At 72.8% G+C, this 14,359-nt stretch carries 16 protein-coding genes; 13 read left to right on the forward strand and 3 right to left on the reverse strand.

The window, feature by feature from the left end; genetic code table 11:
- Window positions 1–15 precede the first annotated feature (15 nt).
- From ACGFQC_RS34415 to ACGFQC_RS34445, 7 genes are all read left to right on the forward strand, one after another.
- Window positions 16–1,152, forward strand: a complete 1,137-nt coding sequence (locus tag ACGFQC_RS34415; RefSeq protein ID WP_363092753.1) for a ParA family protein — start codon at window positions 16–18, stop codon at window positions 1,150–1,152.
- Entirely contained in the window at window positions 1,137–1,700 is a 564-nt protein-coding gene (locus tag ACGFQC_RS34420) for a hypothetical protein (protein WP_363092752.1), read from the forward strand. The genes ACGFQC_RS34415 and ACGFQC_RS34420 overlap by 16 nt, the downstream gene beginning before the upstream one ends.
- A gap of 17 nt (window positions 1,701–1,717) precedes the next feature.
- Window positions 1,718–2,770 carry a segregation/condensation protein A gene (locus tag ACGFQC_RS34425; protein WP_363092751.1) on the forward strand — a complete coding sequence of 351 codons (1,053 nt, stop codon included), beginning with the start codon at window positions 1,718–1,720 and terminating at the stop codon, window positions 2,768–2,770.
- Window positions 2,767–3,441 (forward strand): SMC-Scp complex subunit ScpB, encoded by a 675-nt coding sequence (gene scpB / locus ACGFQC_RS34430; RefSeq protein WP_363092750.1) that lies wholly within the window; start codon window positions 2,767–2,769, stop codon window positions 3,439–3,441. Before ACGFQC_RS34425 ends, scpB begins: the two co-directional genes overlap by 4 nt.
- Window positions 3,441–4,562 carry a pseudouridine synthase gene (locus tag ACGFQC_RS34435; protein ID WP_363092749.1) on the forward strand — a complete coding sequence of 374 codons (1,122 nt, stop codon included), beginning with the start codon at window positions 3,441–3,443 and terminating at the stop codon, window positions 4,560–4,562. The genes scpB and ACGFQC_RS34435 overlap by 1 nt, the downstream gene beginning before the upstream one ends.
- 109 nt (window positions 4,563–4,671) lie before the next feature.
- Window positions 4,672–5,394 (forward strand): NUDIX domain-containing protein, encoded by a 723-nt coding sequence (locus tag ACGFQC_RS34440; protein WP_363092748.1) that lies wholly within the window; start codon window positions 4,672–4,674, stop codon window positions 5,392–5,394.
- The gene (locus tag ACGFQC_RS34445; RefSeq protein WP_363092747.1) at window positions 5,391–6,413 is read left to right on the forward strand and encodes an ADP-ribosylglycohydrolase family protein; all 1,023 of its coding nucleotides are present in this window, start codon (window positions 5,391–5,393) and stop codon (window positions 6,411–6,413) included. Before ACGFQC_RS34440 ends, ACGFQC_RS34445 begins: the two co-directional genes overlap by 4 nt.
- Window positions 6,414–6,466: 53 nt before the next feature.
- On the opposite strand, the gene ACGFQC_RS34450 is transcribed toward ACGFQC_RS34445, so the two are convergent.
- Window positions 6,467–6,880 carry a Rieske (2Fe-2S) protein gene (locus ACGFQC_RS34450; protein WP_363092746.1) on the reverse strand — a complete coding sequence of 138 codons (414 nt, stop codon included), beginning with the start codon at window positions 6,878–6,880 and terminating at the stop codon, window positions 6,467–6,469.
- Window positions 6,881–7,087: 207 nt separating this feature from the next.
- Here ACGFQC_RS34450 and aroH point away from each other — a divergent pair, with 207 nt between their 5' ends.
- The 5 genes from aroH to der all read left to right on the forward strand — a co-directional run bounded on the left by aroH (window position 7,088) and on the right by der (window position 11,686).
- Window positions 7,088–7,450, forward strand: coding sequence for a chorismate mutase (gene aroH, locus ACGFQC_RS34455; RefSeq protein WP_363092745.1), 363 nt, complete (start codon window positions 7,088–7,090; stop codon window positions 7,448–7,450).
- Complete coding sequence (locus tag ACGFQC_RS34460) at window positions 7,447–8,532, forward strand: prephenate dehydrogenase (protein ID WP_363092744.1); 1,086 nt, start codon at window positions 7,447–7,449, stop codon at window positions 8,530–8,532. Before aroH ends, ACGFQC_RS34460 begins: the two co-directional genes overlap by 4 nt.
- A 190-nt stretch (window positions 8,533–8,722) precedes the next feature.
- Window positions 8,723–9,409, forward strand: coding sequence for a (d)CMP kinase (gene cmk, locus ACGFQC_RS34465; RefSeq protein ID WP_363092743.1), 687 nt, complete (start codon window positions 8,723–8,725; stop codon window positions 9,407–9,409).
- Window positions 9,406–10,083 (forward strand): lysophospholipid acyltransferase family protein, encoded by a 678-nt coding sequence (locus ACGFQC_RS34470; protein WP_363092742.1) that lies wholly within the window; start codon window positions 9,406–9,408, stop codon window positions 10,081–10,083. The genes cmk and ACGFQC_RS34470 overlap by 4 nt, the downstream gene beginning before the upstream one ends.
- 124 nt (window positions 10,084–10,207) lie before the next feature.
- Window positions 10,208–11,686: a ribosome biogenesis GTPase Der gene (der, locus tag ACGFQC_RS34475; RefSeq protein ID WP_363092741.1), complete on the forward strand. Its 1,479-nt coding sequence runs from the start codon at window positions 10,208–10,210 to the stop codon at window positions 11,684–11,686.
- A 73-nt stretch (window positions 11,687–11,759) separates the two neighbouring features.
- On the opposite strand, the gene ACGFQC_RS34480 is transcribed toward der, so the two are convergent.
- Both ACGFQC_RS34480 and ACGFQC_RS34485 read right to left on the reverse strand, forming a co-directional pair.
- Window positions 11,760–12,251, reverse strand: coding sequence for a hypothetical protein (locus ACGFQC_RS34480; RefSeq protein WP_363092740.1), 492 nt, complete (start codon window positions 12,249–12,251; stop codon window positions 11,760–11,762).
- Window positions 12,252–12,343: 92 nt separating this feature from the next.
- Window positions 12,344–13,126 (reverse strand): hypothetical protein, encoded by a 783-nt coding sequence (locus ACGFQC_RS34485; protein ID WP_363092739.1) that lies wholly within the window; start codon window positions 13,124–13,126, stop codon window positions 12,344–12,346.
- Window positions 13,127–13,643: 517 nt separating this feature from the next.
- Between ACGFQC_RS34485 and ACGFQC_RS34490 the strand changes: the two genes are divergently transcribed.
- Complete coding sequence (locus ACGFQC_RS34490) at window positions 13,644–14,357, forward strand: transglycosylase family protein (protein ID WP_363092738.1); 714 nt, start codon at window positions 13,644–13,646, stop codon at window positions 14,355–14,357.
- Window positions 14,358–14,359 lie beyond the last annotated feature (2 nt).

The following is a 14,359-nucleotide window of genomic DNA, read 5'->3' on the forward strand; positions in this document are numbered from 1 at the left end:
GGTGGTCAACCAGGAATGCCTACGCGGAGTCAGGGCTCCACGGGGCTCGAGGCTGTCGGCTCCGTCGCTGTCCGAACCTTCGCAGCCCACCAGAGCCGGTCAAGCCCCCACACGGCTCTGTCAGCACCCCAGAGCATGGATGGCCATCACGTGAACGCCATGGCCGGCGACGGAAGTGGCGCGCCCCGCAACCACTTCGCCGACTACGACGAACTGCCCGAAGGGCACTTCTACGACCCCGACGCCGAGTACGAGCCCGACCCCGAGTACGCGGCCACCCTCGCGCCCGACGCCGCCCGCCAGCGCCGCGAGCGCATCGGCCCGACCGGTCGTCCGCTGCCGTACTTCCCGATCCCGGGACCGCTGACCAACCACGGTCCCGCGACGATCATCGCGATGTGCAACCAGAAGGGCGGCGTCGGCAAGACCACGTCGACCATCAACCTGGGTGCCGCGCTCGCGGAGTACGGACGCCGGGTACTGCTCGTGGACTTCGACCCGCAGGGCGCGCTGTCGGTCGGTCTGGGCGTCAACCCGATGGAGCTCGACCTCACGGTCTACAACCTGCTCATGGAGCGGGGCATGTCGGCCGACGAGGTGCTCCTGAAGACGGCGGTCCCCAACATGGACCTGCTGCCCAGCAACATCGACCTGTCCGCCGCCGAGGTCCAGCTGGTCTCCGAGGTCGCGCGCGAGTCGACGCTGCAGCGGGCGCTGAAGCCGCTGATGGACGACTACGACTACATCGTGATCGACTGCCAGCCCTCGCTCGGCCTGCTCACCGTCAACGCGCTCACCGCCGCGCACAAGGTGATCGTGCCGCTGGAGTGCGAGTTCTTCGCGCTGCGCGGTGTCGCCCTGCTGACGGAGACCATCGAGAAGGTCCAGGAACGGCTCAACCCGGAGCTGGAGCTCGACGGGATCCTGGCGACCATGTACGACTCGCGCACGGTGCACAGCCGCGAGGTGCTGGCGCGGGTCGTCGAGGCCTTCGACGACCACGTCTACCACACGGTCATCGGGCGCACGGTCCGCTTCCCGGAGACCACGGTCGCCGGTGAGCCGATCACCACCTACGCCTCCAACTCCGTCGGCGCCGCCGCCTACCGCCAGCTCGCCAGGGAGGTGCTCGCCCGGTGTCACGCCGAGTGAGTCTGCCGGGGGCCGACGAACTCTTCCGCACGACAGGGGGAACGGCGCTCCAGCCGTCCGCACCCCGGCGCCCCGCGGGCGGTGAGGCCCGGGTGCCCGCTCCGACGGGGGAGCGCGGCGGGGCGGCGGCCGGTCCCGCCGACGACGCGCCGAACGCCGTACCCGCGCAGGGCGGGGACGGCGAGGGAACCGAACACGCGGCGGCCGGCGCCGAGCAGGGCGGCACCCGGGGCACCGGGGAGCGTCCCGGTCCCCGACAGGGCGCGCAGGAAGGGTCTGCCACCCAGGACGACGCCCCGTCGCGCAAGCGCGGACGGGCCTCCGCCCGCCGGCCCAGCGGCCGCGAACGGCACGACGAGAAGATCACCGTGTACGTGTCCGCCGAGGAACTGATGGACCTCGAGCACGCCCGTCTGGTGCTCCGCGGCGAACACGGGCTCGCGGTCGACCGCGGACGCATCGTCCGCGAGGCGGTCGCCGTCGTCCTCGCCGACCTGGAGAGCCGCGGAGACGCCAGCATCCTCGTACGACGACTTCGCGGGCGGTAGCGGTAGCCTGCGGGGCCATGACCTCGAACGATCCCGACCCCGGCCCCGGCGCACCCGCCGGCCGTCGGCGTGCGCTGGGACGGGGACCGGGGGCGGCGCCCGCGGAACCGGCCCCGGAACCGATGCTCGTTCCCGCCCCGGTGCACGATCCGGCTCCCGTACCGGAACCGGTGCACGCGCCGGAACCCGCTGCCGAGCCCGCCGGCAGCCCCCGGGGCGGCGTCCGTGACAACGGTCAGGACACCGCCCAGGAGGCCCCCGACGGTGTCTTCAAGGTCCGGCTCGCCAACTTCGAGGGCCCCTTCGACCTGCTGCTCCAGTTGATCTCCCGGCACAAGCTGGACGTCACCGAGGTCGCGCTGTCGAAGGTCACCGACGAGTTCATGGCGCACATCCGGGCGATGGGCCCCGACTGGGACCTGGACCGGACGACCGAGTTCCTCGTCGTCGCCGCCACGCTGCTCGATCTGAAGGCGGCCCGCCTGCTGCCCGCCGCCGAGATCGAGGACGAGACGGACCTGGCCCTCTTCGAGGCCCGCGACCTGCTGTTCGCCCGGCTGCTGCAGTACCGCGCGTACAAACGGATCGCCGACATCTTCCGGGAACGGCTGGACGCGGAGGCCCACCGCCATCCGCGGACCGTCGGTCTCGAACCGCACCACGCCGAACTGCTGCCCGAGGTCGTCATCGGCATCGGCGCGGAGGGCTTCGCGAAGCTCGCCGTCAAGGCGATGCAGCCCAGGCCCGAGCCGCAGGTGTACGTCGACCACATCCACGCCCCGCTGGTCAGCGTGCAGGAGCAGGCCCAGATCGTGGTCGCACGGCTGCGGCGGCTCGGCGAGGTCGGTTTCCGCACGCTCGTCGAGGACACCGACGACACCCTCACCGTCGTGGCGAGGTTCCTCGCCCTGCTGGAGCTGTACCGGGAGAAGGCCGTCGCCCTCGACCAGGAGACCGCGCTCGGGGAGCTGCTGGTGCGCTGGACCGGCGGGGACGGGGACGACCAGCCCAGGGTGACCGACGAGTTCGACCGGCCGCCGGAGAAGACCGAGGAGGAGCGCAAGCCGTGAGCGAGGAGACCGTGGGGGCCCCGGCGGCCCCGGCCGGACCGCCTGCCGTCGCCGGCCTCGACCTCAAGCCTGCCCTGGAGGCCGTGCTGATGGTCGTGGACGAGCCCGCCGGCGAGGAGCACCTGGCGAGGATCGTGGAGCGTCCGCGCCGCCAGGTCGCGGACGCGCTGCGGGAGCTGGCCGACGAGTACACCGCGCAGGGGCGCGGCTTCGAGCTGCGGTTCGTCGCGGGCGGCTGGCGGTTCTCCACCCGTGCCGACTACGCCCCGGCCGTCGAACGGTACGTCCTGGACGGCCAGCAGGCCCGGCTTACCCAGGCGGCGTTGGAGACCCTCGCGGTGGTCGCCTACCGTCAGCCGGTCAGCCGCAGCAGGGTCTCCGCGGTGCGCGGAGTGAACTGCGACGGCGTGATGCGCACCCTGCTCCAGCGCGGTCTGGTCGAGGAGGCGGGCACGGAACCCGAAACAGGTGCGATCCTGTACAGGACGACGAACTACTTCCTGGAGCGGATGGGCCTGCGCGGTCTGGACGAGCTCCCGGAGCTCGCGCCCTTCCTCCCGGAGGCGGAGGCGATCGAGGCCGAGACCCAGGAAGCCGTACCGTCGTTCGATCCGGACGCCCCGGATGCGGACGACGGTCCCACGACGGACACGACGACGACGGAAATCTGATGCGAAGCAGCGGCAGCGGTAGCGGCAGGAGCGGTGGGCGCGGTAACCCCCGCGGCGCCGGCAACAACAGGGGCCAGAAGCAGGGCCAGGGCCAGGGCCGGGGACAGGCCCAGAGCCGGGGGCAGGGCCAGGGCCAGGCTCAGGGCCGTCCCAGCAAGCCCCGCCCCGAGGAGCGCCGCTACGACGTGGGCCCCGGCGCGTCTCACGAGGGCCCGAAGGCGGGGCGCGGGGGCGCGGCCCGCGGCGGCGCCAAGGGCGGTCCGAAGAAGCCCCAGCAGCGCGGGCCGTCGGCTCCGGCGACCTCGCGCGAGTACGAGACGCGCGCCGAGGAGCGCAACCGCGAGCGGTACGCGGCCAAGAAGGACATCAAGCTGCCCAAGACCTTCCCGGGCGCCGAGCAGGAGGGCGAGCGGCTCCAGAAGATCCTCGCGCGCGCGGGCTACGGCTCCCGGCGGGCCTGCGAGGAACTGATCGAGCAGGCGCGGGTCGAGGTCAACGGCGAGATCGTCCTGGAGCAGGGCAAGCGGGTCGACCCGGAGAAGGACGAGGTCAAGGTCGACGGACTGACCGTGGCGACGCAGTCGTACCAGTTCTTCTCGCTGAACAAGCCCGCCGGTGTGGTCTCGACGATGGAGGACAACGAGGGCCGGCAGTGCCTCGGCGACTACGTCACCAACCGTGAGACCCGCCTCTTCCACGTCGGGCGGCTCGACACCGAGACCGAGGGCGTCATCCTGCTCACCAACCACGGTGAGCTGGCGCACCGCCTCACGCACCCCAAGTACGGCGTGAAGAAGGTCTACCTCGCGCACATCGTGGGCCCGATCCCGCGCGACCTGGGCAAGCGGCTCAAGGACGGCATCCAGCTGGAGGACGGGTACGCGAAGGCGGACCACTTCCGGGTCGTCGAGCAGACCGGCAAGAACTACCTCGTCGAGGTCACCCTCCACGAGGGCCGCAAGCACATCGTGCGCCGGATGCTCGCGGAGGCCGGGTTCCCGGTCGACAAGCTGGTCCGCGTGGCCTTCGGCCCGATCACCCTGGGCGACCAGAAGTCGGGCTGGCTGCGCCGGCTGTCCAACACCGAGGTCGGCATGCTGATGAAGGAAGTCGACCTGTAGAGCGGCCCGACGGAGCGGCCGGTCCCGGATGTCCGGGACCGGCCGCTTTCTTGTGCCCGGACACCGGCCATGTTTATAGTCGGTACGACTATTAAAAGGGGGTGGGTGGATGCGGGGCTACGACAAGCACGCCTTCGAACCCTTCGCCGTCACCGTGGACCTCGCCGTCCTCACCCTGCGCGCGGGCGCCCTGCACGTGCTGCTCGTCGAGCGAGGGCAGGAGCCGTACCTCGGCCGCTGGGCGCTGCCCGGCGGGTTCGTGCTGCCGGACGAGTCCGCCGAGGCCGCCGCCCGGCGCGAACTCGCCGAGGAGACCGGCCTCGCCGACGTCTCCGGCCTCCACCTGGAACAGCTGCGCACCTACAGCGAGCCCGACCGCGACCCCCGCATGCGGGTCGTCTCCGTCGCCTTCGCCGCCCTGCTGCCCGACGCCCCCGAACCGCGCGGCGGCGGCGACGCTGCCCAGGCCCGCTGGCGGCCGTACGACGACGCCGCACCGCTCGCCTTCGACCACGACCGGATCCTGGCCGACGCCCACGAACGGGTCGGCGCCAAGCTCGAGTACACCTGCCTCGCGACCGCCTTCTGCCCGCCCGAGTTCACCCTCGGCGAGCTCCAGCAGGTCTACGAGAGCGTCTGGGGCACCGGCCTGGACCGGCCCAACTTCCGCCGCAAGGTCCTCGCCACCCCCGGCTTCGTCGAACCCGTTCCCGGCGGCCCCGCACGGCTGACCGGAGGCCGCGGCAAACCGGCCGCCCTCTATCGCGCGGGCACCGCCACCACCCTCCACCCGCCCCTGCTGCGACCGCCCCGGAAAGGACGTTCCGCATGACCACCACGACCGTCAGGAAGCGCGCCGCGACGGGGGCCCTGCTGGGCCTCGCGCTGGGCGACGCGCTCGGATTCCCCACCGAGTTCGACGACGTCCCCTCGATCCTCGCCACGTGCGGGCCGTGGCGGGAGATGGAACTGCCGGGGCGGGCCTTCGTCTCCGACGACACGCAGATGACGCTCGCCGTCGCCCGGGCCCTGCGCACGGCCGGGGACCGCGGACCGCTCGAGCCGGCCGGGCTGGAGAGGCCGCTGCGCGAGGAGTTCGTGGACTGGTACCGCTCGCCCGAGAACGACCGCGCCCCCGGCCGGACCTGCCTGACCGCCTGCGGCCTGCTGGAGGAGCGCGGGCGCCCCTGGCAGGACGCCGCTCAGATCGACTCCAAGGGCTGCGGCGCCAACATGCGCGTCGCGCCCCTCGGCCTCGCCCCCGGCCTCGACGACGAGCAGCGGGCCGGTGCCGCCCAGCTCCAGTCCGGCCTCACCCACGGCCACCCCACCGCGCTCGCCGCCTCCGACCTCACCGCCCACGCCGTACGGCTGCTCGCGGACGGCGCCGAACCGACGGGCCTCGTCGGACTGCTGCGGTCGTACGCCCTCGACAACCGCACCCGCTACCACCACCGCTGGCTCGGCGACCTGTGGACCCGCTCCCAGGACCCGACCCCGGAACACTTCATCGCGCGGGGCTGGGACGACTGCCTGGGCGTCCTGGAGCGGCTCCAGGAGGCCCTGCGCAGCCCCTCGCCGGAGACCGACCCGTGCCTGGCCACCGGGGAGGGCTGGATCGCCGAGGAGGCACTGGCGACCGGGCTGCTGTGCTTCCTGCTCTTCCCCGACGAGCCGGTCACCGCACTGCGCCGGGCCGCCTGCTCCGCCGGCGACTCCGACTCCCTCGCCTGCCTGGCCGGTGCCTTCGCGGGCGCGTACGCCGGGGCCGACGCCTGGCCGGCGGAGTGGGCGGACCGGATCGAGCACCGGAGCGAGCTGGTCACCCTCGGGGCACTGTGGGACCGCTGACCACCGGCCACTCGTCACCGGTCACTCGTCACCGGTCACCGGTCCCGCTGACCTCACGCCAGCCTGATGGCGTCGCCCTTCACCGCGATCTTCGCCGCGGGCAGCGGCTCGGTCGCCGGGCCGTTCGTCACCGCGCCGTCGCCGATGGCGAAACTGCTCTTGTGGCAGGCGCAGTTGATGGTGCCGTCGGCGACGGTCGCCACGATGCAGCCCTGGTGGGTGCAGACCGCCGAGAACGCCTTGAAGTCGCCCCGCGCGGGCTGTGTGACCACGACCTTCGCGTCCTCGAAGATCCTGCCGCCGCCGACCGGGATGTCGGCCGTCCTCGCCAGCTCCTGACCGGCGGTGGGGGAGGCGCCGGACTCGTCACCGGCGTTGCGGTCGTCGTTCCGGCCGCCACAGCCGACGGCGAGCGCCGCCGCGCCCGTCGTGAGGAGAACCGTCCGGCGGGAGGCGGGGAGGGGCATGTCGTCACTCCGGAAGTGCGGAAGAAGCGGAAGAGGCGAAGGGGTGGATCCGGTGGACAGGGTGGCACACGGGACGCGCCCCGGGCCCGCGGGCCGGCCGCTCGCACGGGGCGCGTCTCAGCGGGCGGGCGCCGTGCTCCGGGTCGGTCCGCGCTGACTACGCTGGACGGCGAAGAGCCGTGACCTACGTGAGCAAGGAGCAGCGCCGTGGCGGTACGAGCGGTCCGGGGAGCCGTCCAGCTGGACAGGGACGAGGCCGGGCACATGGACGAGCGGGTCGGGGCCCTGCTCACCGCCGTCATGGAGCGGAACGCCCTCGCCGCCGACGACCTGATCAGCATCTGGTTCACGGCCACCCCCGACCTGCACAGCGACTTCCCGGCCGCCGCCGCGCGCAAGCTGGGCATCGTCGACGTACCGCTGATCTGCGCCCAGGAACTCGACGTCCGGGGCGCCATGCCGAGGGTCGTCCGCGTCCTCGCGCACATCGAGTCGGACCGGCCCCGCTCCGAGATCAACCACGTCTACCTCGGCGCCGCGGCCGCCCTGCGCAAGGACATCGCCCAGTGAGGACCGCGCTCGTCATCGGCACCGGACTCATCGGCACCTCCGTGGCCCTCGCCCTCGCCGGGCGCGGTGTCGTCGTCCACCTGGAGGACCACGACCCCGAGCAGGCCCGTACGGCGGCGGCGCTCGGCGCCGGCACCGACGACGCCCCCCAGGGCCCGGTCGACGTCGCCATCGTCGCCGCCCCGCCCGCCCACGTGGCCGCCGTGCTCGCCGGCGCCATGCGCCGGGGCGTGGCCCGCGGCTACCTCGACGTCGCCAGCGTCAAGGGCGGACCGCGCCGGGAACTGGAGGCGCTCGGCCTGGACCTGTCGTCCTACCTCGGCACCCACCCCATGTCCGGCCGCGAGAAGTCCGGCCCGCTGGCCGCGACCGCCGACCTCTTCGAGGGCCGCCCCTGGGTGCTGACGCCGACCCGCGACACCGACACCGAGGTGCTGAACCTCGCCCTGGAGCTGGTCTCGCACTGCCGGGCCGTTCCCGTGGTGATGGACGCCGACGCCCACGACCGGGCCGTGGCGCTCGTCTCGCACATGCCCCACCTGGTCTCCAGCATGGTCGCCGCCCGCCTGCAGAACGCCGAGGAGGCCGCCGTACGGCTGTGCGGGCAGGGCATCCGGGACGTGACCCGGATCGCCGCCTCCGACCCCCGGATGTGGATCGACATCCTCTCCGCGAACCCCGGGCCGGTCGCCGACCTGCTCGGCGACGTCGCCGCCGACCTCGACGGGACGGTCCGGGCGCTGCGCGCCCTGCAGTCCTCCGACGAGGACAAGCGGCGCGCCGGCGCCGGCGGCATCGAGGACGTCCTGCGGCGGGGCAACGCCGGTCAGGTCCGGGTCCCCGGCAAGCACGGGTCCGCGCCGCGGGCGTACGAGGTCGTGGCGGTGCTCATCGACGACCAGCCGGGGCAGCTGGCCCGCATCTTCGCCGACGCCGGCCGGGCCGGGGTCAACATCGAGGACGTACGCATCGAGCACGCGACGGGGCAGCAGGCCGGTCTGGTGCAGCTGATGGTGGAGCCGAAGGCGGTGGCCGTGCTGAGCGCCGCGCTGCGGGAGCGGGGCTGGGCGCTGCGGCAGTAGGCACACCGGCGCCCGGGCGTCCGGCGAGCGCGGCGGAAGCTTGCGGGGCGTCCGGAGAGCGCCGCGGAAGCGTGCCGGACGGGCCCCCGCCGCGGCCGTCGGCCGGACGAGTGACCCGCAGCCAGTAACCTTGTGCGGGGCACGTTGTCGTCCCGCAGCCCACCGCCTCGCACCAGGAAGGTGTCCTCCCGTGGAAAACGGCGCCGCCCAGCCCGTGATTGTCGCCATCGACGGTCCCTCCGGCACGGGCAAGTCGAGCACGTCCAAGGCCGTGGCCGCCCAGCTCGGGCTGAGCTACCTGGACACCGGCGCCCAGTACCGGGCGATCACGTGGTGGATGGTCAGCAACGGGATCGACATCGAGGACCCCACGGCGATCGCCGCCGTCGCCGGCAAGCCCGAGATCGTCTCCGGCACCGACCCGACCGACCCGACGATCACGGTCGACGGTGTCGACGTGGCCGGTCCGATCCGCACCCAGGAGGTCACCTCCAAGGTCAGCGCGGTGAGCGCCGTACCCGAGGTGCGGTCGCGGATCACCGAGCTGCAGCGGTCGCTGGCGGTCTGTGCCGAGCGGGGCATCGTCGTCGAGGGACGGGACATCGGGACGACGGTGCTGCCCGACGCCGACCTGAAGATCTTCCTCACCGCCTCGCCGGAGGCCCGCGCCGCCCGCCGCAGCGGCGAGCTGAAGGGCGCGGACGTGCACAGCACCCGCGAGGCGCTGATCAAGCGGGACGCGGCCGACTCCTCCCGCAAGACCTCCCCGCTCGCCAAGGCGGACGACGCCGTCGAGGTGGACACCACCGAGCTGACGCTGGCCCAGGTCATCGAGTGCGTGGTCACCCTCGTCGGGGAGAAGCGGGCGGCGAAGTGAGCGAACTGCCCTCGGAGAGAGGGGCGGAGGTCGGGCGGCGCATCGGCGTCGGCCTGATGTTCGGGCTGTGGAAACCGCGGGTGCTGGGCGCCTGGAAGGTGCCGGCGACCGGCCCCGTGATCTTCGCCGTCAACCACTCCCACAACATCGACGGGCCGATGGTCATGGGTGTGGCCCCCCGGCCGACGCACTTCCTGATCAAGAAGGAAGCGTTCATCGGCCCCCTCGACCCGTTCCTGACCGGCATCGGCCAGCTCAAGGTCGACCGGGACACCACCGACCGCAAGGCCATCACCCGCGCGCTGGGCGTGCTGGAGGCGGGCGGCGTCCTCGGCATCTTCCCGGAGGGCACGCGGGGCGAGGGCGACTTCGCCTCCCTGCGCGCGGGGCTCGCCTACTTCGCGGTGCGCAGCGGGGCGGCGATCGTCCCCGTGGCCGTCCTGGGAAGCACCGAGCGCCGCGGACGGTTGTTCAAGACGCTGCCCCCGCTGCGTTCCCGCGTCGACGTCGTCTTCGGCGACCCGTTCGAGGCGGGCGACGGCAGCGGGCGGCGCACCCGCAAGGCGCTGGACGAGGCCACCGAGCGCATCCAGAAGCAACTGGCCGCCCACCTGGAACACGCCAGACGGCTCACCGGCCGCCCGGCGGACGACGGACGGCGGCGCGACGCATAGCGGCGCGACGGTACGAAAACGCCGGGCGTCCGAGCGGGCGCTGGGCGACACTGAGTAGTGGATCAAACCGCCGAAAACGGGTGCTCCACCGATCACCACGAATGAACGCAGAGGTACGGACTTCATGAACGACCACATCCAGCCCGACGGCTCGGACTCCTTCGAGCACGACCACGGGGCGCTCGGCGACGCCGAGTACGCGGAGTTCATGGAGCTCGCCGCGGTCGAGGGCTTCGACATCGAGGACGTCGAGGGCGCGATCGAGGCCGCCGGGCACGGGCCGCTGCCCGTCCTCGCGGTCGTCGGCCGCCCGAACGTCGGCAAGTCGACCCTCGTCAACCGGATCATCGGGCGGCGCGAGGCGGTCGTCGAGGACAAGCCGGGTGTCACCCGCGACCGGGTCACCTACGAGGCCGAGTGGGCCGGCCGCCGCTTCAAGGTCGTCGACACCGGCGGCTGGGAGCAGGACGTCCTCGGCATCGACGCCTCCGTGGCCGCGCAGGCCGAGTACGCGATCGAGGCCGCCGACGCCGTCGTGTTCGTCGTCGACGCCAAGGTCGGCGCCACGGACACCGACGAAGCGGTCGTACGACTGCTGCGCAAGGCGGGCAAGCCCGTCGTGCTCGCCGCCAACAAGGTGGACGGCCAGAGCGGTGAGGCGGACGCCGCCTATCTGTGGTCCCTGGGCCTCGGTGAGCCGCACCCCGTCTCCGCGCTGCACGGCCGCGGCACCGGCGACATGCTGGACGCGGTCCTGGAGGCACTGCCGGAGGCGCCCGAGCAGACCTTCGGCACGGCGGTCGGCGGCCCGCGCCGCATCGCCCTCATCGGCCGTCCGAACGTCGGCAAGTCCTCGCTGCTGAACAAGGTGGCCGGCGAGGAGCGCGTCGTCGTCAACGAGCTGGCCGGCACCACCCGTGACCCGGTCGACGAGCTGATCGAACTGGGCGGCGTCACCTGGAAGTTCGTCGACACGGCCGGTATCCGCAAGCGGGTCCACCTCCAGCAGGGCGCCGACTACTACGCCTCGCTGCGCACGGCGGCCGCGGTGGAGAAGGCCGAGGTGGCGGTCATCCTGATCGACGCCTCCGAGTCGATCTCCGTGCAGGACCAGCGGATCGTCACCATGGCCGTGGAGGCGGGCCGCGCGATCGTCCTCGCCTACAACAAGTGGGACAACCTCGACGAGGAGCGCCGCTACTACCTGGAGCGGGAGATCGAGACCGAGCTGGCCCAGGTGGCGTGGGCGCCGCGGGTGAACGTCTCGGCGCGCACCGGACGGCACATGGAGAAGCTGGTACCGGCGGTCGAGACCGCCCTCGCGGGCTGGGAGACGCGCGTCCCGACCGGCCGGCTGAACGCCTTCCTCGGCGAGCTGGTCGCCGCCCACCCGCACCCGATCCGGGGCGGCAAGCAGCCGCGCATCCTCTTCGGCACCCAGGCGGGCACCAAGCCGCCGCGGTTCGTGCTGTTCGCCTCCGGCTTCATCGAGGCGGGCTACCGGCGCTTCATCGAGCGCCGGCTGCGCGAGGAGTTCGGCTTCGAGGGCACGCCGATCCACATCTCGGTGCGGGTGCGCGAGAAGCGCGGCAAGAAGAAGTGACCTGACGGTACGGCCGGAGGGCGGCACCCGTCACGGGTGCCGCCCTCCGGCCGTACCGAGCCCGCCGCGGGCCTCAGACGCTCCGCCGGGGTGCCGGGGGCAGTGCCGCCGGGACGCGGTGCGTCCCGGTCGGCGTGTGCGGCCGGCCGGTCTGCCCGAGCGGGCCGATCCGCTGCCACTGCGGCGCCTGAGACTGCTCCTGGCCCTGGCCCTGGCCTTGTCCCCGCTCCTGCGGCGGGGAGGGTGCCGGTGACTGCGACGGCTGCCCGAGCCGTGCGCTCTGCGCGCCCGCGCTGTAGGCGCTGTACGAGCTGCTGAACGACCCCGGCCGCGGCGCCGCGTACGTCCCCGTACCGTGCGGCATGTTCCCGAAGGCGGTGAAACCCAGTTCGTCCTCACCGCTGCGGTCACCGGGCAGCGAGCGGAACGACTTGACGTACTCGGCGTAGAGCGCGTCGTAGATCGGCGTGGCCGAGGGGCCGCCCTGGGGGGCCTGGGAGTCCTGGGCCGCTCGCGCGGACGGGATCGGGTAGGGCTGGCGGCGGGGAACGTCGTAGGTGTGCACGTATGTCCAAACGACGTGTGAGGTCGGGGGATGCGGTCGGCTACCGGCCTTCGGGGGCGCGGGGACGCGGCCCGCGTCCCCGCCCTGCGGGCTCAGGTGCCGGCGAGGGGCAGCGCCGCCCCGACCAGCTGGCCGTTCGCCGCGGCCTTGTCCAGCGCGTCCCGCAGCAGGTCCTCCCGGGGCTGGCGGCCGATCGCCCCCACCGGTGCCGCGAACATCAGCACCTGCTGGTGCTTGTTGGCGGCGGCCCGCCAGCCCTCCGTCACCTGCAACGGCTGGTGGGCCTGCCACCAGGCCACCGGCTGACCGCCGTTGACCGAGGGCTGGAGCACCGCGTGCAGCTGGCCCATCGCCAGCAGCACGGACCAGCCGTGCCGCACGGGCGGCACCTCGGACAGCTCGGACAGCGGCATGAAACCCTGTTCGATGAGGAGCGGCAGGAAGTCGTCGCCGATGTCGGTGGCGCCGGGCCGCACGACGGGCGCGGTCGGCTCGACGACCAGGGCCGGGTGCAACTCCCCGGCGATCAGGACCAGTCCGCTGGTCACGCCGAGCACGGCCTGCTCGGGCACGACCTTGCCGGGGTCAGGGTCGACGGTGTCGCCGCTGATGGAGCGGACGGCACCCTGGAGCTGTTCCTCGGTGACCTGGACGATCTGCGAGGGCAGGCAGGTGGCGTGGGCGAAGGCGAGAACGGCGGTCTCGTCCCCGATGAACAGAACGGTGCTGGTGCGCTCGTACTCGGAGTCGCCCGGGGTGCGGCAGGACGTGCAGTCGTAACTGCCCGGGGCGTTCTCTCCGGCGATCAGCCGGTCGGCTTCTTCGGCGCCGATCTCGGCACGTACCTCGTCGCTGACGTCGAGCATGCGCGGCACGGGTGACTCCCTCGGATGCGGTGCGTGGGCGGGCCGGGTGGCTCCCCGGCCCACGCAGAGACAACGGGCGAGCTGTGGCGGGGGTCACGCTGCCGGACGAGAGGAATCGAACCGGCCTGCGCACACGGTCACGATTCGTGCGGAATCGGCCACTCATCGTCAAGTAACGGGAACATCACGGAAGTTGAATGCGTGAGGTGGGACACAGGCGGGGCGCGGCACTGGTCGACAAATCAGGAAATCAGGATATGAAATAGGTGTCCTGATTTCGCTGATACCGACGGTAACGGTGAACTGGCCTGCGATGACGGCGTGTTGATTGATGACGGGCCGTCGGATTCCCTAGATTGCTCGGCCGTGTGCAGCGAGCACCGCCCGGGTACGTCCGCCGGCCGCGCAGAACCAGACATCGCGCAGCACCACCGCCGGCGGACGGGGCGGAGCACGACGACCGCGTTCCCGCGCGGACGGCGCGCTCCGCTCGGGGGGAGACCCGGGTTCGTAGAGAGGGATCCTCATGTCCGAATGTGCCGATGACACCCGCCTCGACGCTCGCGCCGCCAAGGCGCGTACGACGGCGGTCCTCGCCGGGGCGGCGCTTCTCGCCCCCCTGGGACTGCTGGCCGCCGGCGGCGACGCCGCCGCGGCGGACGCCGGAGTGTGGGACCGCATCGCCCGGTGCGAGAGCGGCGGCAACTGGCACATCAACACCGGCAACGGCTACTACGGAGGGCTCCAGTTCTCCGCCTCCACCTGGCGCGCCTACGGCGGTACGGCCTACGCGCCGACCGCCGACCGGGCCACCAGGGAGCAGCAGATCGCCGTCGCCACCAAGGTCCAGCGCTCCCAGGGGTGGGGCGCGTGGCCGACCTGCTCCACGCGCGCCGGGGCCTCCGGCGACGCGCCCACGGCCGCGAGCGGTCCGGCCAGGAGCGGCTCGGCCAAGAGCGGTTCCGCGCGGGCCGGCTCGTCGGCCGACGGGGCGTCGAAGAGCGGTTCGTCCACGGGAGGCTCCTCGAAGCCGGCCGACGCCGCCGAGCGTTCTCCCGGCCACGGCTCCCGCGGTACGTCCTCCCGCGGCGACAACGACTACACCGTCCGCGCGGGCGACACGCTCAGCACGATCGCCGCGCGCCACGGAACCACCTGGCAGCAGGTCTACACCGCGAACAAGACGGCCGTCGGAGGGAATCCCGACCTGATCGTGCCCGGTCTGCGGCTGAACTTCTGACA

The sequence above is a fragment of the Streptomyces sp. NPDC048734 genome (genome assembly GCF_043198675.1).
GTDB lineage: Bacteria > Actinomycetota > Actinomycetes > Streptomycetales > Streptomycetaceae > Streptomyces.

Bases quoted from the DNA above. Each gene is read 5' to 3' on its own strand.
- ACGFQC_RS34435 (WP_363092749.1), top strand. From the start codon at position 3,441: ATGCGAAGCAGCGGCAGCGGTAGCGGCAGGAGCGGTGGGCGCGGTAAC.
- ACGFQC_RS34425 (WP_363092751.1), top strand. From the start codon at position 1,718: ATGACCTCGAACGATCCCGACCCCGGCCCCGGCGCACCCGCCGGCCGT.
- der (WP_363092741.1), top strand. From the start codon at position 10,208: ATGAACGACCACATCCAGCCCGACGGCTCGGACTCCTTCGAGCACGAC.
- ACGFQC_RS34445 (WP_363092747.1), top strand. From the start codon at position 5,391: ATGACCACCACGACCGTCAGGAAGCGCGCCGCGACGGGGGCCCTGCTG.
- ACGFQC_RS34415 (WP_363092753.1), top strand. From the start codon at position 16: ATGCCTACGCGGAGTCAGGGCTCCACGGGGCTCGAGGCTGTCGGCTCC.
- ACGFQC_RS34490 (WP_363092738.1), top strand. From the start codon at position 13,644: ATGTCCGAATGTGCCGATGACACCCGCCTCGACGCTCGCGCCGCCAAG.
- ACGFQC_RS34440 (WP_363092748.1), top strand. From the start codon at position 4,672: ATGCGGGGCTACGACAAGCACGCCTTCGAACCCTTCGCCGTCACCGTG.
- ACGFQC_RS34450 (WP_363092746.1), bottom strand. From the start codon at position 6,880: ATGCCCCTCCCCGCCTCCCGCCGGACGGTTCTCCTCACGACGGGCGCG.